Below are 17,432 nucleotides of genomic sequence, written 5' to 3'. Positions count from 1 at the left end.
CGCATATGTTTGTTATGCTAATTTAGTAATAATTTATTTGCTATCGAATATCGGCCGCGCGTAGCTTTCATCCCATGCGATTTTTTTGATCTCGTTACTTCGGCCGACGGGTTCCTGCGATAAACGCGAAGAGTTTTTCTTGGGGGAAATAATGGGGCAATCTGCGTCCTTTCTGGCCACCGTCCCGCATGGAAGGCAATATCTCCTGACGGCATACACCGTGCTTTGCACATTGTTGGGTGTGTTCTGCCTTTTTGTCGGTGTCGCTCATTCACAACAGCCGAGCGCCGCGCAACGCAATGCCATCAAGTCGGCCTGCCGGTCTGATTTCATCGCGCAATGTTCGGGCGTGTCACCGGGCGGCATCGAAGCTCTAACCTGCCTGCAAAAGCATAGCGCGACACTCTCCCCGGCCTGCCGAAGCGCGGTATCGGCAGTGGGCGCGCCCAAGCAGAAGTCCAGCGCCGTTGCGCCCGCCGAGACACCTGGAACGGCGCCGGCTCAGTCTAGCGCAGCCGGAGCAACGCAAGCGCATCAACCGACGCAGGCGCAGCGCGATGCGGTCAAATCTGCCTGCCGGTCCGATTTCATGGCACAATGTTCGGATGTTACGCCGGGAGGTGCGGAAGCGCTTACCTGTCTTCGCCAGCACAATTCAACCCTCTCCCCATCCTGCCAGCAGGCGGTCGCAGCCCTGGGAGGCAGCGCTTCTGCACCCGCTGCCGGTGGCGGGGCGGCGGCGACGTCCGCGCCGGCTGCGCATACCGCGATGCCATCCTTCACGCCACGTCAAGAATTGATGATCATGCGTCAGTCATGCGGGCCGGATTTCCGGGCTTTTTGCCGTTCGGTGCCGCTTGGCGGCGGCCGGGGCATTGCCTGCCTGCGGGACAATCTGCAGCGGGTGTCTCCTTCATGTCATAGGGTATTGACCAGCGGGCTATGAGGTTCTGCCAGACCCTTGTCGCCGCGGAGAGGTCTCGGTTTCTGTCCGGATGAAGGGGCGGACGGCGAATGCTTCTCGAGAAGAAATTTGCAGGCAGGCAGCGGACCAGCCGTCTACGGTCTTCTTCAGGCAGTGGAAACTGGCGCTGTCATCGGCCGACCCGTGACCCCACTTTCCTACGCGGGTGTTGCCCGCAGGACGATGCGCCGTGTGGCCGCGGGAACGGCGGCTGGCATCTCCGTTCTGCCGAGTAGCTGTGTCTATGGTGCTTGTTATATTATGGCGGCTATTACTATAGCTGCGGATCTGCCTACTAAGAACGGCAACGTCTATGTTCGAAGCGTCGTGCCATAGGCGCAAAGTGCCGCCCGTGAAGTATTCGACCCGTGCCCTCAATCCGCAGCTTGCGAAACCGGCTGCGGGGCGGTGCGGCGTTTCCTGTATTCCTCGATGCGTTGCAACACGACATAGAATGAAGGAACGAAGAGCACGGCAAGACAGGTCGAGGCAATCATGCCGCTGAAGACCGATATGCCAATCGACTTGCGGGCGGAAGCGCCGGCGCCGGTAGCAAGCACCAGCGGCAGTACACCGAGGATAAAGGCAAAGGATGTCATCAAGATAGGCCTGAAGCGTAGGCGAGCCGCCTCGACCGCCGCGTCGAGAATCTCCATGCCTTCCTGCCGTCTCTCCCGCGCATATTCGACAATGAGGATGGCGTTTTTCGAGGCGAGTGCGATCAGCAGGATCAGCCCGATCTGAGTATAGAGGTTGTTGGCGACGCCGGCAGCGCTCAGCGCCCCCACCGTCCCGAGCAGGGCGAGCGGCACGGCCAGAAGCACTGCCAACGGCAATATCCAGCTCTCATATTGGCCGGCGAGTACGAAATAGACTAGAAGCATGGCAAGGGCGAAGACGAAATAGATCTGCCCGCCGACAGCCTTCTCCTGGTAGGACAGAGCCGTCCACTCGAAGCCCGCGCCACGCGATAGCGTGCGATTGGCGATCTGTTCCATGACGTCGAGCGCCTGCCCGGAACTGAAGCCACTGGCGGCTCCGCCGACGATCGTCGCCGTCGGATAAAGGTTGTAGAGGCTGATGAGAGACGGCCCTTGGACGGTGGCGACATCCGTCACCGTGCCGATCGGCACCATGGTGCCATCGCCAGCCTTGACCTTCAAGTTGCGGATGTCGTCAGGACGCACGCGAAAATCGGGGGACGCTTGCACATAGACCTGGAAGGTTCGCCCGAATTTGTTGAACTGGGTTACGTAGCTCGATCCCACATAACCCGAGAGTGCCGAGAAAACCTGCCCAACCGTAATGCCCAGCGTCTCCGCCTTGATGCGATCGATTGAGACGGAGTACTGCGGCACCTCGGCCCGGAAAGATGTGCTCAGCCTTTGCAGCGCCGACTGCGCGTTGCCGTTCTTGACGATGGTATCGGCCAGGTTCTGCAGCAGCGGATAGTCGAAATTTCCGCTCCGGATCTCGACCTGCATAGTAAAGCCATTGGCATTGCCGATACCCTGGATCGGCGGAGGCACCACGACCAGCGTCTTTGCGGTCAAGACATCCCGCAGGGCGCCGTTCAAATGTTCGTAGATCGACAGTAGATCCTGCCCCTTTTCCTTGCCGCGGACACCCCAGTCCTTGAGCACGACATAAGCGACGCCGGCGTTCGGTAAGCTCGCGCTGTTGTCGAGGATGGAGATGCCGCTGATGGTCAGCACCTGGTCGACGCCGGGCGTCTGCTGCGCAATCTTGCCGACCTGTGCCATGACCGCATCGGTGCGCTCCTTAGAAGCGCCGTCGGGAAGCTGCGCGCTTATCAGCACATAACCCTGATCCTCGGGCGGCAGGAAGGCAGTCGGCAGTCGCGTGAGCCCCCACACGGCAACGCCGATCAGCGCCAAAGCGACCAGAACGGCGATTCCGCTATGATGAACCATGCCGCCGATAAGCCTGGCATAGCCATGCTCTGCTCGATCATAGACCTTGTTGAAACCGCGGTAAAAGAAGTTGCGCCTCTCGGGCGGCACGGCCGGGCGCAGCCAGAGCGCGCATTGCGTCGGCTTGAGCGTCATAGCGTTAATGGCGCTGATCAATGCGGTGGCGGCAATGACGAGCGCGAATTGCTTGTAGAGTTGTCCCGTCAAGCCCGGAAGGAAGGCTGCAGGAATGAACACCGCCATCAGGACGAGCGTGATGCCGATAACGGGACCGAACAGCTCGTCCATCGCTTTCTCGGCCGCCTGTTTGCCCGGCATTCCCGCCTCGATGTGCCGAGCGACACCTTCGACGATAACGATGGCGTCGTCGACGACGATGCCGATGGCAAGAACGATGGCAAACAGCGTCGAGAGATTGATGGTGAAACCAAGCGCCGCCATCGCCGCGAAGGCGCCGATGATCGTAACCGGTACTGTAGTCGCCGGCACCAGCATTGCGCGCCAATCTTGAAGGAAGACGAGAATGACGATGAGCACCAGGACGCCGGCCTCCACCAGCGTTTTGTAGACTTCGTTGATCGAAGCCGTCACGAACTTGGTGGTGTCGAACGGGACTTCATAGGTAAGGCCTGGCGGAAAGCTTTTGGAGAGTTGCGCCATCCTTGCGGCGACATCGCTGGCGACCGTGATGGCGTTTGCTTCCGGCAATTGGAAAATGCCGATGCCGGCCGCCGGGTGCCCGTTCTGCATGAAGGACTGGCTGTAGGTCTGGGCGCCGAGCTCGACGCGACCGATGTCGCGAATGCGCGTGATGCGCCCGCCATTCTGCTGATCGACCTTGACAATGATATTCTCAAAATCGGCCGCGTCGTCCAGCCGCCCGCTGACGTTGAGCGTGTATTGGAAAGCCTGGCCGGGAGGCACGGGAGGTATACCCACCTGGCCCGCCGTCACTTCCTGGCTCTGGTCCTGCACGACGTTGATAACGTCCTGCGGCGTCAGGCTACGCGCCTGTAGGAGTTCGGGATTCATCCAGATGCGCATGGCGTATTGGCCCGCGCCGAATACCGATACATTGCCAACGCCAGGTAGACGTGCCAGTTCGTTCTGCAGATTGATGACGGCATAGTTGGACAGGAAAAGGCTGTCATATCTGTTGTCTGGCGAGGTTAGGCTGACAAATTCCAGAATGGCCGTCGATTTCTTCTGCGTCGTGACACCCTGAAGCTGGACGGCTTGCGGCAGTGAGGACATGGCTATGGCGACACGGTTCTGCACAAGGACTTGCGCCTGGTCGGGATCGGTGCCGATCGCAAAGGTGACGGTCAGGGAATAGGTGCCGTCGCTGGCGCTCGTCGACTGCATATAGAGCATGTTCTGAACGCCGTTGACCTGCTGTTCGATCGGCAGAGCCACTGTGTCGATAAGCGTACTGGCACTTGCGCCCGGATAACGCGTCGTTACCTGCACCGTCGGTGGAACGACGTTCGGATATTGGGCGACCGGCAATTGGAACAACGCGACCCCGCCGATGAGGACGAAGACAAGTGCCAGAACATTAGCTAGCACCGGCCGCTCGATGAAGAAGCGCGAAATCATGCTGTCCCCCTCGGATATTGGCGTGAAAACGGGAGCGAGCTCATGGCGTTTCGGACTTTGACGTGCCGGGCTGAGGCGTAGCCGTTGTCGGCGCGACATCGTTCGATGCGCTTGCAGTCGCGGTTGCGTCCATCGCGACCTTCTCCGGTGCAACCTTGCTGCCTGGGATGGCCTGTTGAATGCCCTCCGTCACGACCCAATCGCCGGCGTCAAGTCCAGAGTCGATGACGCGCAGGGGACCCTCGCGCTGGCCTGCTTGCACCACCTTTTGTTCGACAGTTTCATCTTTCCCAAGGACCAGCACATAGCTGCCCTGCTGGTTGGTGCCGATTGCGTCGCTCCTTACCAACAGCGCCTTGTCCTCGCGTCCGACCGGCACGCGCACGCGCACAAAAAGACCTGGCAGTAGGGCGTGAGCCTTGTTGTCGACAATGCCTCGCACCGATAAGGTGCCGCTCGCCGAATCCATTTGCGGCGAGGCATAATCGAGATGGCCCTTGAAGGGATAACCGGTCTCGCTCTGCAGGCCGATTTCGAAGGGAACAGTCGGAAGGTCAATTTGCCTGAACGTGTGGCCTTGTTTTGCCAGGTCCTGCTTGATCGCCAGCACTTGTGGTTCGCTGACGCTGAAATTGACATAGAGCGGATCCGTCTGGACGATGGTCGCGAGCGTGGTCGGACCGGCTACCCCGACGAGGGCGCCGACATCAACGAGATGCGCCGTTGCCACGCCGTCGAATGGCGCCACCACTTTCGTATATCCGAGGTTGATCATCGCAAGGTCGAGACTGGCCTTGGCGTTGGCGATGGAAGCGTTCGCTTGATCAAGCGTCGCCTTGGCACTGTCGAGGGCCGTTTGTGTCGTGACCCGCTGTCTGCTGAGATTGAGCTGCCGCTGGTATTCCTGATCGGCGCCGACCTGCGATGCCTGCGCGGAGGCAAGTGTCGCTTGGGCTTGATCGACTTGCGCCTGGTAGGTGTTGCTTTGGATGGTGAAAAGCTTGGTACCCTGCGGGACCATCATGCCGTCGCGATAGTCTATCGACTCGATAAAGCCTTGGACGCGCGCTTCTACATCGACGGATTTGAACGCCGCAGTATTGCCCGTCAGCTCGAAATATCGGGTGACGGGCTGCTGCAGGGGAAGAGCTACGCGCACCTTCGGCGGCGGCGGGGCGACATAGGTGTTATTGCTTCTTTCGCATGCCTGGAGAGAAACCGCGCACAAAAGCACGACGCAAAAATGCAGATCCTGAGAAAATCGCCCACGCATTCCTGACCCCCATTACTTGTGAGTTCCAGTCCTCATGCGTGCCTCGTCGGCAAACCAAACGGCGTCGATGGATCAAGGCATGTGACACTATGAAGCGGCATTTCTAAAAATTGCAATAGCTCAGCGCCCTGCGATTATGGTGAGCCGCATCCGCGAAAGTCGAACCTGATCAGGCAGGCCTGCGTTTGCGGAACGTCATCATGACATGAAGCAGCGCAGCAATAATCCCAGCCACAATCAGGACAGGGCGATGGAACGGGAGGCGGCCGAATGTCTGCTCGATACTTATTGCGGAGAAGAACGATCCCCAGATCAGGGCCGACGCAGCGTTAATCATGACGAATTTTATCGCCGAGACATCGAACATTCCGATGGCGAGCGGGCTGATCATCCTCAAGCCATAAATGAATTGGAACGCGAAGATAAAGCCTGTGGGATAACGCTCCAGAAGATGCGTGACGCGGGCGAACGACCGGCGTCGCGATGATTTTCTGGACACGCTGATAGTGGCGGGCATAGCGGCCTGTGAAAAAGAGGGTCTGGTCCGCGATAAAGGAACCGGCACAGGCGGTTGCCGCCGCACTGTCATGGCGGATTGTCATGGCGGGTGACTCCTGATCGAGCGCGGGTGACATTTACTGTTGGAAAATGAGCAGCACGTAAGCCACGAAGAGCACGAGATGAACGGCGCCCTGCATGACATGGGTACGGCCGCTGGCGAAGGTGATGATACTGACGGCAAGCGTCAGGATGAGCATCACGAGATCGCTGCCTTCGAGGCCCAGGGTAACGGGATGTGCAAAGATATAGCTGACGGCGAGCATGGCGGGGACGGTTATCCCGATCGTCGAGAGGACCGAGCCCAGGAAGATGTTGATTGACCGCTGTAAATGATTGGCGACGGCTGCGCGCACGGCGCTGATGGCTTCCGGCGTGGCGACCAAAACTGCCATGACGGCACCGCCGAAGGCCACAGGCGCACGCAATGTTTCGATGACGTAGTCGATCGGCTTGGCGAGTTCTTCGACGAGGAATACCACTGGCCCCATATAGGCAAACAGCAGGATGGTATGAAGCCATAGGGATCGGGGTGCGGGGTGCGCGTCACGTTTGACGGGCAGTTCGTCCTCCTCGGCGAAAAAATGGTGATTGCGGCCCGCTTGAAGCATCAGGAATACGCCATAAAGACCGATGGACATGATCCCCAGCACCATCTGTCTTGGCGCGGAAGGGTGGGGGCCGCCGGAGGTATATAGAAAACCGGGCATGATCAGGCTCAGCGTCGCCAGCGGCACGATAAGCCCGAGATAGGCGTTGGCCCCTTGCAAATTGTGAGACTGCTCCGGCCGTCGCCAGGCGCCGAACAGCAACGACAATCCGACCATGCCGTTGAGGATGATCATAACCACTGCAAAAAGCGTATCACGCGCAAGGGTCGGATTGTTTTCGCCGTGGATCATCACGGCGGAAATGGCCATCACTTCGATCGAGGTGACGGCCAGCGTCAGAATCAACGTGCCGTATGGTTCCCCAAGTCGCTCCGCCAGGTGATCGGCATGCCGGACGACCGAAAGTGCGGAACCAAGGACGGCGGCAAACAGCATTAGGAATATGAAAGCGAGCCAAAAAGGGTCGGCCAATTGTTTCAGCAACGGGCCCTCGAAGCCAAAGACCACGAGGCAGGTCAGAATGCTAATCGCCAGAAACCATTCCTCGCGCAGAATCCGATTCAGTCCAAAGGGACGAAATGCCAGACTGTCCGTCATGGGAATGATGGCCGCACAGGGAGCCGTAGCTGCAAAGCGATAACAAATGCCATCATATCATCCCCCAACCGCGTTGCTGGCGCCTGCCTGAAGCCATCGCGCCGAGCCCAAAATTCTACACGCGTTCGCTGCTTCCTGCGAGGGGCAGCCTTTGGTCGTCGATCGAGGCGTGTGCCGGCAAAGGCTGTCGGGATCGAGCAATCCTTTTTTCGAACCTTTTTATGAGCCGGGCTATTGTGGTTGTCCTCTCCTCAAAAAGGGCAGGCAGGGTGCTGGCGCAATCTGATAGGCGTCTGGCAATATGTTGTCGTCAGCCCGCCCATCGTCTCCGACCGCACGGCGCTCCGGGCTGGCCGAGTTGGCAGATACCGCCTCGCCGAGTGCGATGGGTTGGCTTTTTCGTTCATACCGTACCGCATTGGTCGGAACTGACCTCGTGTAGTTCGGATAGTCCTGATTTATTGCCTGCGTCCCCTCCCCATTTTTGAGGGGGCTTTCCCCGCTTGCCCCGCCTTGTTCAATTGGCGGGGCTTTTTCTTCATCGTGAGGAATGGCAAAAAAACCGCGAGCGGTGCGAAATGCGGGTGGTTTAGCCTTGTTGATTTAGGCATTTTTTAATTAGCTATTGACGATATTCAATTATCGTTTAACTTCAGCCTGTTGGATTTTTTAGCGCCCACCTGTCACCGCTTAGCAGGTGGGCGCTTTTTTGTTGCCTAAGCGAATAAATATATTATGTTATTGTGATAACATTCTTCACACCTCGCCATCCCCCCAAAGTGGCGGGGTTTTCTTTTGCCGATCGCTTCGGTTTGATCGCGCCGGCCGCTTCGGTAAGAGATGCTTCGGCTGCGCAATTCAAAGTTCTGATCAACTCACCTTAAGTTAAGTGCGCTTCTTGCGAGAGAAAATCGAAGCATCGCGCCGTGTGCGGTTGCCTAAATTAGGAAGATGTACAATAAATATACCGAGGAAAAGATCTGATAACTAGTTTGTCTACAACGGGAGGGAACCATGACACTTGCAATCAATGATATTGCGCCAGATTTCGAGGCAGAGACGACCGAAGGCAGGATCCGATTTCACGACTGGGCCGATAATTCCTGGGTCGTCCTGTTCTCGCATCCGAAGGATTTCACGCCGGTGTGCACCACCGAGCTCGGCTATATGGCCAGGATCAAACCCGAATTCGACAAGCGCGGCGTGAAAATTATCGGCCTCTCGGTCGATCCACTCGACCGCCACTCCGGCTGGGCTAGCGACATCGAGGAGACGCAGGGCTTTGCACCGAATTTCCCGATGATTGCCGATGTCGACTACACGGTATCGAAGCTCTACGGCATGCTGCCGGCAGCAGTGTCCGGCGATCCGACCAAGCGCACGCCCGCTGACAATCAGACCGTGCGGAACGTATTTGTCGTCGGCCCGGACAAGAAGATCAAATTGATCCTCGTCTATCCAATGACGACGGGCCGCAATTTCGATGAGGTCCTGCGCGTGATAGACTCACTTCAGCTTACTGCGAAGCATAGGGTCGCCACTCCGGTGAACTGGAAGCAGGGCGAGGATGTGATCATCGCCGGTTCGGTGAGCGACGACGAAGCCAAGACCCTATATCCGCAAGGGTGGAGCGCGCCTAAACCCTACATCCGGATCGTTCCACAGCCGAAAGCGTAACCAGGATGCCCCGCCTCGGGCGGGGCTAGATTCGCGCAAGGGTGTCGCTGATGATCTTCCGCCAGCTCTTCGACAGCGTGTCCGGTACCTATACCTATCTCATCGCCAGCCGCAAGGGTGGCGAGGCGTTGATCATCGATCCCGTGCTTGAGAAGGTCGACCGCTATCTTCAACTCGTGAATGAGCTTGATCTCAAGCTCGTCAAAGCCGTGGACACGCATTTGCATGCCGACCACATCACCGGATTGGGTGCGCTGCGCGACCGCACCCATTGCATTACCGTTATGGGGGAGCAGACGCTTGCTGACGTCGTTTCAATGCGTGTGACGGAAGGCGACCGTGTCGCGATCGAGGGTCTGAGCCTCGACGTGCTCTATACCCCCGGGCACACGGACGATTCATACTCCTTCCTCATGGGAGGCCGGGTGTTTACGGGCGACACGCTCCTCATTCGCGGCACGGGACGTACGGATTTCCAGAATGGCAATCCGCATCAGCAATATGATTCGATCTTCAACAAGCTTCTGAAATTGCCGGATGAGACGCTGGTCTATCCGGCCCATGATTATAAGGGCGATACGGTTTCCACCATCGGCGAGGAGAGGTTGTTCAATCCGCGTCTCAGAGTTCGGTCGGCAGACGAGTATGCCGACCTTATGAACAACCTTAAGCTTCCCAACCCCAAAATGATGGATGTGGCCGTGCCGGCCAACGTTCACGTTGGTCTTCATCAGGATGAGATCGCGCGTAAAGGCTGGGCCGTTTCGGCGACCGAGGCGTTGGCGCTGCGCGGCCGCCCCGACATTGCGATCGTCGATCTGCGCGAAAAAGGAGAGCGCGAAAAACACGGGACGATCCCAGGCTCACTGCACGCACCCTATCCGGATTTGCTGGAAAACATCAGCGCGGGCGGCATGCTGCATGAACTGGCGGCGGCCACCGGCAAGCGGATCGTGTTCTATTGCGCTTTCGGCGAGCGGTCAGCGATGGCCGTGCAGGCTGCCCAAGACGCCGGCCTTGCAACCGCCTGTCATATCGAGGGCGGCATTGCCGCCTGGAAGAAGGCCGACGGGCCCGTGGCTCATTAAGCCGCAAGGCCGTGCCACAGCCAGACAACGGATGCTCCAAAGGACCACAGGTCCCCATGCGGGGCGCTTGCCGTTCAAATGGATGCCGCCCGCCTTATTCTGGAACTGACTGCATCAATATCTCGCTGCGCAGAGTAGAAGCCTCGTCTCCGAAATAGGTTTTCAGCAATTTCGGAAAATCATCGGATTGATAGAAGACTGTGAGCGCCCGGTCCACGAGAAGGCGGAAGGTGGAATCGTTTCGCTGCACAGCGATCCCGTAGGGCTCATGCGTGAACAGACGGTTGCCGATCACAAGCTGCGAGGGATTGTGCGCATGACCGGCGAGCCCGATGAGGAGGGCCCGGTCGGCGAAATAGGCGTCGATCCTGTGGTCTTCGAGGGCCTTGAGCCCGTCCTGATGCGTTGCGAAATCCGCGACCCGCGTCTGTGGCACATCGGTGCCAAGTGCTTCGCGCAGCGTCGCGCCGGTGGTCGTGTCCGAGCGGACGCCGATGACACTCGCTGATGGCGACTGTGCATCCACCGCGCGCACCGGGCGCTTATCAAGGAAGAGTATCTGCAGGTATTCTGGCGAATCCTTGCGCAGCAGCGCGCTTGCTCCGGTCAGAAAGATCGGTTGAGAAAAATCGACGCTTTCGCGCCTGGTAAGATTGATGGTGGTTGCGCCGCACAGAAGATCGATCTGCCCGCTCTTCACCGCGCCGAATCCATCAGCAAGAGTGGTTTCGACGTATTCCCGCTTCACGTTAGGAATATTGCCGCCGATTGCATCCGCGATCTTTCGGCAGAGGTCGATGGTATATCCCGCGGGGCTGCCGTCCTTTTTCTTGAAGGAGAACGGTGTCTCGTCGGCAATATAGCCGATCCGGACGGTTCCCCTCTGAGCGATGAGGTCGAGCGCTTGGGTGGCGGCGGCCATGCAGGCCGAGACGCAAAGGATGACGCCTGCCAGAACCAATGGTCTCGTGCATTTCGCCAGCATGATCCTCATCTCCGAAAGAATGGTAGCGATCGCAAATGCTTAGGCGAACACTATGACCTCGGCGTCATTTGTCAACGATGGATTGTCTTCGAAAAATTTCGCGGTAAAGGAGAGCAGCTCCCTAGCGGAGTTCGTGGCGATCCCCCCAACGGGAGATAGCGGCAGCAATCGCGTCGGGTTGATCTTCCGGTGCGACATGGCGAGCCGGGCCGCAATTTTCGATGTGCAGATTGGCGATGTTTGCCCTGCACCAGGCCGTCATCTTCTCCCCTATCAACAGGGTTTCCGGCGGACCGTCGAAGGCCAGGAGCAGCTTCGGGACATGCGCGCTCGTGGCCAGCCAGACATCGTAGGCTTCGATCCGAGCAACGACATCGGCCGGCTCGCCCTCGATCGGCATCGCGCGCGGCCATTCCAGCAGCGGCCGCCGGCTTTCGCGGGATGGGTAGGGCGCGCGGTATGCGGCATGATCCTCGCTGCTCAGCCCATTGAGAACAGTCGCCGGCAGTGCCTGCTCGATGAAGAAGTTCTCGTCGAGAACCTTGGCTTCGCCGATACCCGGCGAGCGCAGGGCTTCGTAACGCGGCCTTGCATTCGGGAGATCGTCCCAGGTCATCGGACGAACAATGGTTTCCATGAAGGCAATGCCTTGCACCCGTTCGGGATTGCGGGCCGCCCAATCGAAGGCCAGCACACCGCCCCAGTCGTGGCCGACCAACACGACGCGGGTGAGTTCAAGGGCATCGAACCAGGCGTCGAGATAGTGGGCATGATCAGCGAAGCGGTAGGGTATGTCGGGTTTGCCCGAGCGGCCCATGCCGATGAGATCAGGCGCGAGACGGCGCGCGGGTGCACCGATATGGGGGGAGACATGCCGCCAAAGATAAGACGAGGTGGGATTGCCATGGAGGAAGACGAAGGGAGTTCCGCTTCCTGCATCCTCATAGAAGATAGTCGAATCCAGTAGATCGATGGAGGGCATGACGGGTATCCCTTCTTCAAAAGAAATGGTAAGGTACCTGTCTATCTAACATAATAGTCAGGTACCTGTCTATATCTCATGGAAGAATGTGCCCCCTCCCGTCCGCCCCTTGGTCTTTTGCTGCGGCTCGTACATCAGCATTGGACGCAGGCCGTCGAAGCCGCCTTGGACGAAGCCGGCTTCGGCGATATCCGACCGCCGCACGCCAATGTCTTCACCTTCGCCCGCCCCGAAGGCATAAAGGTCAGCGAACTCACCAAGCTCGCCCACGTGCGTAAGCAGACAATGACGCAAGCGGTCGAGGAGCTGGAGCGGCTCGGCTATGTCGAGCGCCGTCCGGATCCGGACGATCGGCGCGCTCGGCTTGTGTTCCTCAGCGAACGCGGCAAGGGCGTCCGGCCGATTGCCATGGCCACTGGCCGTCTCATCGACGAACGTTGGGCGGAAATTGCCGGCTCGCAGGAGATCGAACAGATCAAACACGCTCTGCAAAGATTGCTCGATCGATTGCAGGGCGACGATCAGACCGGCTTCGGGGGCTGACGAGCTGGCCGGTTCCTAGGCCGACGTGTCGCTTTTTCCCGGCACCAATTCCATCGGCCATACTTCATGAACGAAGTCGGTGCGGTCGGCGCCTTTCGCCTCGGCGTCGAGTTCGGCGATGATCATCTCGCCGAGGCGAGCGCCATATCGCTTGAGATCGATGCGGAAGCAAGTGAGTGACGGCGTCAGGTAGCGACAGACTGGATTTTCGCGAAAACCGATGACGGCGAGGTCCTTGCCGGGCTGCAGGCCGGCTTCGCCCAGCCGCTGATAGAGGCCCATCGCCATCGTTTCCTGGATAAGGAGCGCGGCAGTCGGGCGGTCGTCCATTGCGAGCAGCGTGGACGCCAATTCGTATCCGCCGGAAATGCGGTCGTGCAGGCGCACCACCAGCCCTTCGTTGAAGGCGAGGCCTGCTTTTTCCAACCCGGCCTTGAAGCCCGCCAGAAAGACGTAGTTGTTGTTTGTCTCCTGCGCAGTCAGGCCGAGCAGGATGCGTTTGTGCCCCTGCGCCGCCAACCGATGCACCGAGGTCTCGGCCACCCCGGCAAAATCGAGATCGAGCGCCGCGTAGTCGCCCTTGGTCTCGCTGCTGCCGAGCGCGATGAAAGGCATGCGCCACTTCCTCAGATAGTCTATGCGCGGCTCGATGCGCTGGACGTTGGAGATGATGAAGCCGTCAGCAAGCCTGCGGTCGACGGCGCGATAGAGGAATTCGTTTTCGTCCTGATCGGAGGCGCAGGGCAGGATCATCAGATCATATCCGACATTGGCCAGCGTGCTCTGCAAGCCCTCGCTCAGCGCCATGAAGAAGGTTTCGCCGGACATGCTGCGGCCGATATCGGTGCGCATGGTGAGCGCGACCGCCTTTGTCGAGCCGCTGCGCAGGCTGCGCCCCGATTGATTGGGCCGGTAACCCAGGCGCTCGGCTTCCGCGAGAATGCGCTTGCGCGTTTCGGGACTGACCTCGCCGCGGTCGTTCATCGCCCGCGAAACGGTGCTGATCGCCATCCCGAGATGGGCGGCCAATTCCCGGATACCGACTGAATGCGGCTTCTTCATGCTGCTCCGTATCGTCGCAAATCGATCAGATCGTCTTGACATCCACATATCGTCATGGCAATTCCCGGAAACGTTTCCGGGCCCCGATCATGTGAATGCCCGGCCAAGAGTAGGCGCTGGTGGGCGGGCCGCGGTGTGCCCGCAGTGGAAAGGAAATTTTCAGGAGGAGAAAATGGCTGTTTGCGAAGAAGTGATTATTCGCAAGCTGACACGGCTGCTGATCATTTCGATCATCGGCCTCGCAGGTTCGGCTGCCAGCGCCGATCCGACGGTCAAGCTGTTAATGTTCTGCATTGCCGGCTTCGGCGTCTTCGGCGCCATGCCGGTGTTCTGGGGTCTGCCGACTGCGATCCTCAGCGGGGCTGCGGCAGCCAGCGGCATTGCCCTCATCAATGCGCTCGGCAATATTTCCAGCGTCGTCAATCCCTGGGTGATCGGTATGATCCATGACTCGACCGGCAATTTCGACGACGGCGGCCATGTCGCGCGTCACCCTCATCGTTATTTCAACGGCCTTTGGCCGCACCCCCGAAGCCGGGGCAGTCAATGCGCGACGTGAGGTATAATCATGTTGATCAGTGAAGTTCGTCTTCGCCGCCTCCAAGGCACCTTGCTAACCAAGGGCGTTCTTTGGGAGGAACGGCTCGTTCGCCCCATCGACATCTATCCGGAATATCGTGTGAGAAACGATTACGAGGGAGGTATCCAAACTCCCGACGGATTCAAGATCACCACGCATTTTGTGGAAATCCATACGGATGAAGGCGTCACTGGTCTTGCCGGACCGATCCCGGAAGGGGTCGCCTACATCATTGCCAAGCACCTGCGCAAATATCTGATTGGCCAGGACGCAATTGCCGGGGAGAAGCTATGGGATCAGATGCATCGCGGCATGGTCCATGGCCGCCAAGGCGACGCGATGCTGGCGATCAGCGCCGTCGACTGCGCGCTGTGGGACCTGCGCGGCAAATGGCTGGACCAGCCCGTTTACCGGCTGCTCGGCGGACCGATGCAGACGAAGATTCCGGCCTATGCCTCGATGCTCGGCTTTGCCGTGCTCGACGCCGGCAAGGTTCGCGAGCGCGCCATCGAGTATAAGGAAAAGGGCTACCGCGCCCAGAAATGGTTCTTCCGCCACGGCCCGATGAGCGGCACCGAGGGCATGAAGAAGAATGTCGAGCTGGTGCGCACGCTGCGTGAAGCAGTGGGCGAGGACTACGATCTAATGTTCGACTGCTGGCAGTCGATGGATGTCAACTATGTCGTCGACCTCGCAGAGCGGATCGAAGAATACAAGCCGCGCTGGCTGGAAGAATGCGTCATGCCCGATCGCATCGACAGCTATCGGAAACTCAGCGAACGCATCCGCATCCCGCTCTCGGGCGCCGAGCACGAATATACCCGCTGGGGCTTCAAGCGCTTCATCGACAGCGAAGCACTCGACGTCATTCAGCCCGATATCTACTGGTGCGGCGGTCTGACAGAGACGCTGAAGATCGCGGCCTATGCCACGGTACACGATCTCATCACGATCCCACACGGTCATTCGAGTTTCGCCACCGCGCATTTCTCGGCCGTGCAGTCGCCGATCCATACGCCCTACCAGGAATATCTGGTGAAGTGGAATGCGGTGCATCAGCATTTCCTCGTCGATCCGCTCGATGTCATCGATGGGATGATCGAAGTGCCTGAGAGACCCGGCCTGGCGATGGAAATCGACAGGACCAAGATCGAGGCGGAAGACATTATCTTCGCGGCCTGATGCCGAAGATTACGGCCGGGCCGGCAGATCGCCCGGCCTGCAACATGTTCTCCGATAACGCCGGGATCACGAAGAGTTTCGTTATCAATCTCCGAGGTTTGACCTATCTAAATTGTAACGCCGGCTATTGAAACCTAGGGGTTCTTCAGGGGAGCGATTTCATGAGACATATTGTTAGCATAGTGCAGAAAGCAGCTTTTGCTCTCGGCGTTGGTTTCATCGCTCTCGGTGCGCCCTCGAGTCCCTTCGCAGCTACGCCGGCTTCCGCCCAGACCATCATCGACGACTGGCAGAAAGTGAAGCCGCCGGCGCCGCCGCAATTGAAGCCGGTGATGGTCGATGCGAAGACCACGGCTCTGCTGATCCTCGATTTCAATGGCGCACAGGACCCCACGAAGGGACCATGCAACAAGAACACCAAGCCGCGCTGCCTGGCCTCCGTGCCGAAGGTCAAGGCTCTGCTTAACGAGGCCCGTGCCAAAGGCATGCTTGTTATCTACAGCCTGGCCGGTGCGGGCGAACCTCAGGACATCGCCACAGATCTTGCGCCCCAGGCCAGCGACCCGATCGTAAAGTCCAGCGCCGACAAGTTCGTCGGCACCAATCTCCGCACCATCCTCGCCGACAAGGGCATCAAGACCTTGATCGTCACCGGTACAGCCTCGGAAGGCGCCGTTCTCGACACAGCGACCGATGCGGCACTGAACGGGATGAACATCATCCTCCCCGTCGACGGCATGTCGTCCACCGAACTTTACGGCGAGCAATATGTCGCGTGGCATATGGTCAACGCGCCCGGCGTTTCGCAGAAGACGACGCTGACCAGGAGCGACATGATCAAGTTCTGATGTTCTGGCTGCTTGGCCATGACGCTGGGCACGTGAGAAATCCCGTTTTCAAATGAAAGCGGGATTCGTTGTTGCGTTGTGGTTCTTATGCCAGCGCCTCTTCGAACAAATTCAACAGGCGCTTCCAGTGCCTTTCGGCACCGGTTTCGTCGTAGACACCATGATCGGAGACAGTCCAACCATGGGCCATGCCGACATAGTTCTCGATCATGTGGTCGACGCCGCCTGTGCGGAGTGCTTCGGCAAGCCGGGCGGATTGCTCCGGCGGAAAGCTGCTGTCGATGCCAGCAACGCCAATATAGACGCGGCCTTTGATGTCGGCAGCCAGGCGATGCGGGCTGTCTTCTGCATCACTGGCAAGATTACCGCCGTGGAAGCTCGCGGCTGCCGTGATGCGGTCGCAGTAGGCCGCCGCTGCCGTCAGAGCGCGAGCGCCGCCCATGCAATAGCCGACAGCGCCGATCGTGCCGGTAGCGCCGGCTGCTGTCAGGGCGTCAAGGAAGGAGGCGCCGTCGCGCTTGGTCATCTCTTGCGTCGTGCCGCGCAACATGGTCATGATTTTTTCGCGCGCGGTCGGGTCGCTGAAGGACGTGCCGTCGAATGGACCATAGGCGCCAAAGCGATAGAACAGGTCGGGCAGCAGCACGATATAGCCGGAATCGGCAAGCCGCTGTGCCATGTCGTAGAGCGCCTGACGCGGACCCATGGCGTCCATGTAGAAGATGATACCACGCTCAGCGGAAGCGCCGTTGTCGGGACGGAATATGGTGGCAGTCGCGATGCCATCGGCCGCATTGATTTCAATTTGTTTCATCATCAAATCCGCTCTCCAGAACCTAAACAAACCAGTGCATAGCTGATTAAAGCTACGCAGCCGCCTTGTTGTCTGGTTCCTGATTCCCGCGCAAGTCCACGACTTGTCGCATCGAGGCTCGTTTCACGCGGGGCT

Annotated in this window: 15 protein-coding genes and 1 pseudogene; 8 read left to right on the top strand and 8 right to left on the bottom strand. The window is 58.9% G+C overall.

The genetic code is table 11. The features are described from left to right. Positions 1-151: 151 nt before the first annotated feature. Positions 152-946, top strand: coding sequence for a cysteine rich repeat-containing protein (locus PY650_RS32515; protein WP_285884058.1), 795 nt, complete (start codon positions 152-154; stop codon positions 944-946). 96 nt (positions 947-1,042) lie between these two features. After that, positions 1,043-1,300 (top strand): annotated as a pseudogene (locus PY650_RS32510) (hypothetical protein); the annotation flags it as partial. Positions 1,301-1,338: 38 nt separating this feature from the next. Here the strand turns inward: PY650_RS32510 and PY650_RS32505 are convergent. From PY650_RS32505 to PY650_RS32490, 4 genes are all read right to left on the bottom strand, one after another. Continuing rightward, entirely contained in the window at positions 1,339-4,497 is a 3,159-nt protein-coding gene (locus PY650_RS32505) for an efflux RND transporter permease subunit (protein ID WP_285884056.1), read from the bottom strand. Between the two features lie 40 nt (positions 4,498-4,537). Then, a complete protein-coding gene (locus PY650_RS32500; protein ID WP_285884054.1) occupies positions 4,538-5,770 on the bottom strand; it encodes an efflux RND transporter periplasmic adaptor subunit in 1,233 nt (410 codons plus the stop codon). A 169-nt stretch (positions 5,771-5,939) separates the two neighbouring features. After that, positions 5,940-6,359 carry an SNARE-associated domain-containing protein gene (locus PY650_RS32495; protein ID WP_285884053.1) on the bottom strand — a complete coding sequence of 140 codons (420 nt, stop codon included), beginning with the start codon at positions 6,357-6,359 and terminating at the stop codon, positions 5,940-5,942. 46 nt (positions 6,360-6,405) lie between these two features. Beyond that, the gene (locus tag PY650_RS32490) at positions 6,406-7,536 is read right to left on the bottom strand and encodes a calcium:cation antiporter (protein WP_285884051.1); all 1,131 of its coding nucleotides are present in this window, start codon (positions 7,534-7,536) and stop codon (positions 6,406-6,408) included. 1,014 nt (positions 7,537-8,550) lie between these two features. Here PY650_RS32490 and PY650_RS32485 point away from each other — a divergent pair. Together PY650_RS32485 and PY650_RS32480 are read left to right on the top strand one after the other, a co-directional pair. Then, positions 8,551-9,213 carry a peroxiredoxin gene (locus tag PY650_RS32485; RefSeq protein WP_285884049.1) on the top strand — a complete coding sequence of 221 codons (663 nt, stop codon included), beginning with the start codon at positions 8,551-8,553 and terminating at the stop codon, positions 9,211-9,213. Positions 9,214-9,263: 50 nt separating this feature from the next. Then, complete coding sequence (locus PY650_RS32480; RefSeq protein WP_285884047.1) at positions 9,264-10,301, top strand: MBL fold metallo-hydrolase; 1,038 nt, start codon at positions 9,264-9,266, stop codon at positions 10,299-10,301. A 94-nt stretch (positions 10,302-10,395) separates the two neighbouring features. On the opposite strand, the gene PY650_RS32475 is transcribed toward PY650_RS32480, so the two are convergent. Both PY650_RS32475 and PY650_RS32470 read right to left on the bottom strand, forming a co-directional pair. Next, a complete protein-coding gene (locus PY650_RS32475; RefSeq protein ID WP_285884045.1) occupies positions 10,396-11,286 on the bottom strand; it encodes an amino acid ABC transporter substrate-binding protein in 891 nt (296 codons plus the stop codon). Positions 11,287-11,407: 121 nt separating this feature from the next. After that, complete coding sequence (locus PY650_RS32470) at positions 11,408-12,268, bottom strand: haloalkane dehalogenase (protein WP_285884043.1); 861 nt, start codon at positions 12,266-12,268, stop codon at positions 11,408-11,410. A 78-nt stretch (positions 12,269-12,346) separates the two neighbouring features. Between PY650_RS32470 and PY650_RS32465 the strand changes: the two genes are divergently transcribed. After that, entirely contained in the window at positions 12,347-12,811 is a 465-nt protein-coding gene (locus PY650_RS32465; protein WP_285884041.1) for a MarR family winged helix-turn-helix transcriptional regulator, read from the top strand. A gap of 15 nt (positions 12,812-12,826) precedes the next feature. Here the strand turns inward: PY650_RS32465 and PY650_RS32460 are convergent, their stop codons facing one another. Then, entirely contained in the window at positions 12,827-13,873 is a 1,047-nt protein-coding gene (locus PY650_RS32460; RefSeq protein WP_285884039.1) for a LacI family DNA-binding transcriptional regulator, read from the bottom strand. A 172-nt stretch (positions 13,874-14,045) separates the two neighbouring features. Between PY650_RS32460 and PY650_RS32455 the strand changes: the two genes are divergently transcribed. From PY650_RS32455 to PY650_RS32445, 3 genes are all read left to right on the top strand, one after another. Then, the gene (locus PY650_RS32455; RefSeq protein ID WP_285884037.1) at positions 14,046-14,432 is read left to right on the top strand and encodes an MFS transporter; all 387 of its coding nucleotides are present in this window, start codon (positions 14,046-14,048) and stop codon (positions 14,430-14,432) included. Between the two features lie 9 nt (positions 14,433-14,441). Beyond that, positions 14,442-15,635, top strand: coding sequence for an enolase C-terminal domain-like protein (locus PY650_RS32450; RefSeq protein ID WP_285884035.1), 1,194 nt, complete (start codon positions 14,442-14,444; stop codon positions 15,633-15,635). Positions 15,636-15,796: 161 nt separating this feature from the next. Then, positions 15,797-16,483, top strand: a complete 687-nt coding sequence (locus tag PY650_RS32445; protein ID WP_285884033.1) for a cysteine hydrolase family protein — start codon at positions 15,797-15,799, stop codon at positions 16,481-16,483. Positions 16,484-16,568: 85 nt separating this feature from the next. Here PY650_RS32445 and PY650_RS32440 read toward each other — a convergent pair whose 3' ends face one another. Then, positions 16,569-17,300, bottom strand: coding sequence for a dienelactone hydrolase family protein (locus tag PY650_RS32440; protein ID WP_285884032.1), 732 nt, complete (start codon positions 17,298-17,300; stop codon positions 16,569-16,571). Positions 17,301-17,432: the final 132 nt, after the last annotated feature.

Origin of the sequence: Martinezella calliandrae, from assembly GCF_030272695.1 — a bacterium.
In the GTDB taxonomy this organism is placed as follows: Bacteria; Pseudomonadota; Alphaproteobacteria; order Rhizobiales; family Rhizobiaceae; genus Rhizobium; species Rhizobium calliandrae.
Note: the sequence above shows the minus strand (reverse complement) of the source record. Positions and strands in the feature narration are given on the sequence as shown.

Excerpts from the sequence above, each read along its gene's own strand:
- PY650_RS32505 (WP_285884056.1), bottom strand. The coding sequence starts at position 4,497 with ATGATTTCGCGCTTCTTCATCGAGCGGCCGGTGCTAGCTAATGTTCTG.
- PY650_RS32475 (WP_285884045.1), bottom strand. The coding sequence starts at position 11,286 with ATGCTGGCGAAATGCACGAGACCATTGGTTCTGGCAGGCGTCATCCTT.
- PY650_RS32465 (WP_285884041.1), top strand. The coding sequence starts at position 12,347 with ATGGAAGAATGTGCCCCCTCCCGTCCGCCCCTTGGTCTTTTGCTGCGG.
- PY650_RS32515 (WP_285884058.1), top strand. The coding sequence starts at position 152 with ATGGGGCAATCTGCGTCCTTTCTGGCCACCGTCCCGCATGGAAGGCAA.
- PY650_RS32485 (WP_285884049.1), top strand. The coding sequence starts at position 8,551 with ATGACACTTGCAATCAATGATATTGCGCCAGATTTCGAGGCAGAGACG.
- PY650_RS32500 (WP_285884054.1), bottom strand. The coding sequence starts at position 5,770 with ATGCGTGGGCGATTTTCTCAGGATCTGCATTTTTGCGTCGTGCTTTTG.
- PY650_RS32470 (WP_285884043.1), bottom strand. The coding sequence starts at position 12,268 with ATGCCCTCCATCGATCTACTGGATTCGACTATCTTCTATGAGGATGCA.
- PY650_RS32440 (WP_285884032.1), bottom strand. The coding sequence starts at position 17,300 with ATGATGAAACAAATTGAAATCAATGCGGCCGATGGCATCGCGACTGCC.
- PY650_RS32495 (WP_285884053.1), bottom strand. The coding sequence starts at position 6,359 with ATGACAGTGCGGCGGCAACCGCCTGTGCCGGTTCCTTTATCGCGGACC.
- PY650_RS32445 (WP_285884033.1), top strand. The coding sequence starts at position 15,797 with ATGAGACATATTGTTAGCATAGTGCAGAAAGCAGCTTTTGCTCTCGGC.
- PY650_RS32480 (WP_285884047.1), top strand. The coding sequence starts at position 9,264 with ATGATCTTCCGCCAGCTCTTCGACAGCGTGTCCGGTACCTATACCTAT.
- PY650_RS32450 (WP_285884035.1), top strand. The coding sequence starts at position 14,442 with ATGTTGATCAGTGAAGTTCGTCTTCGCCGCCTCCAAGGCACCTTGCTA.
- PY650_RS32490 (WP_285884051.1), bottom strand. The coding sequence starts at position 7,536 with ATGACGGACAGTCTGGCATTTCGTCCCTTTGGACTGAATCGGATTCTG.
- PY650_RS32455 (WP_285884037.1), top strand. The coding sequence starts at position 14,046 with ATGGCTGTTTGCGAAGAAGTGATTATTCGCAAGCTGACACGGCTGCTG.
- PY650_RS32460 (WP_285884039.1), bottom strand. The coding sequence starts at position 13,873 with ATGAAGAAGCCGCATTCAGTCGGTATCCGGGAATTGGCCGCCCATCTC.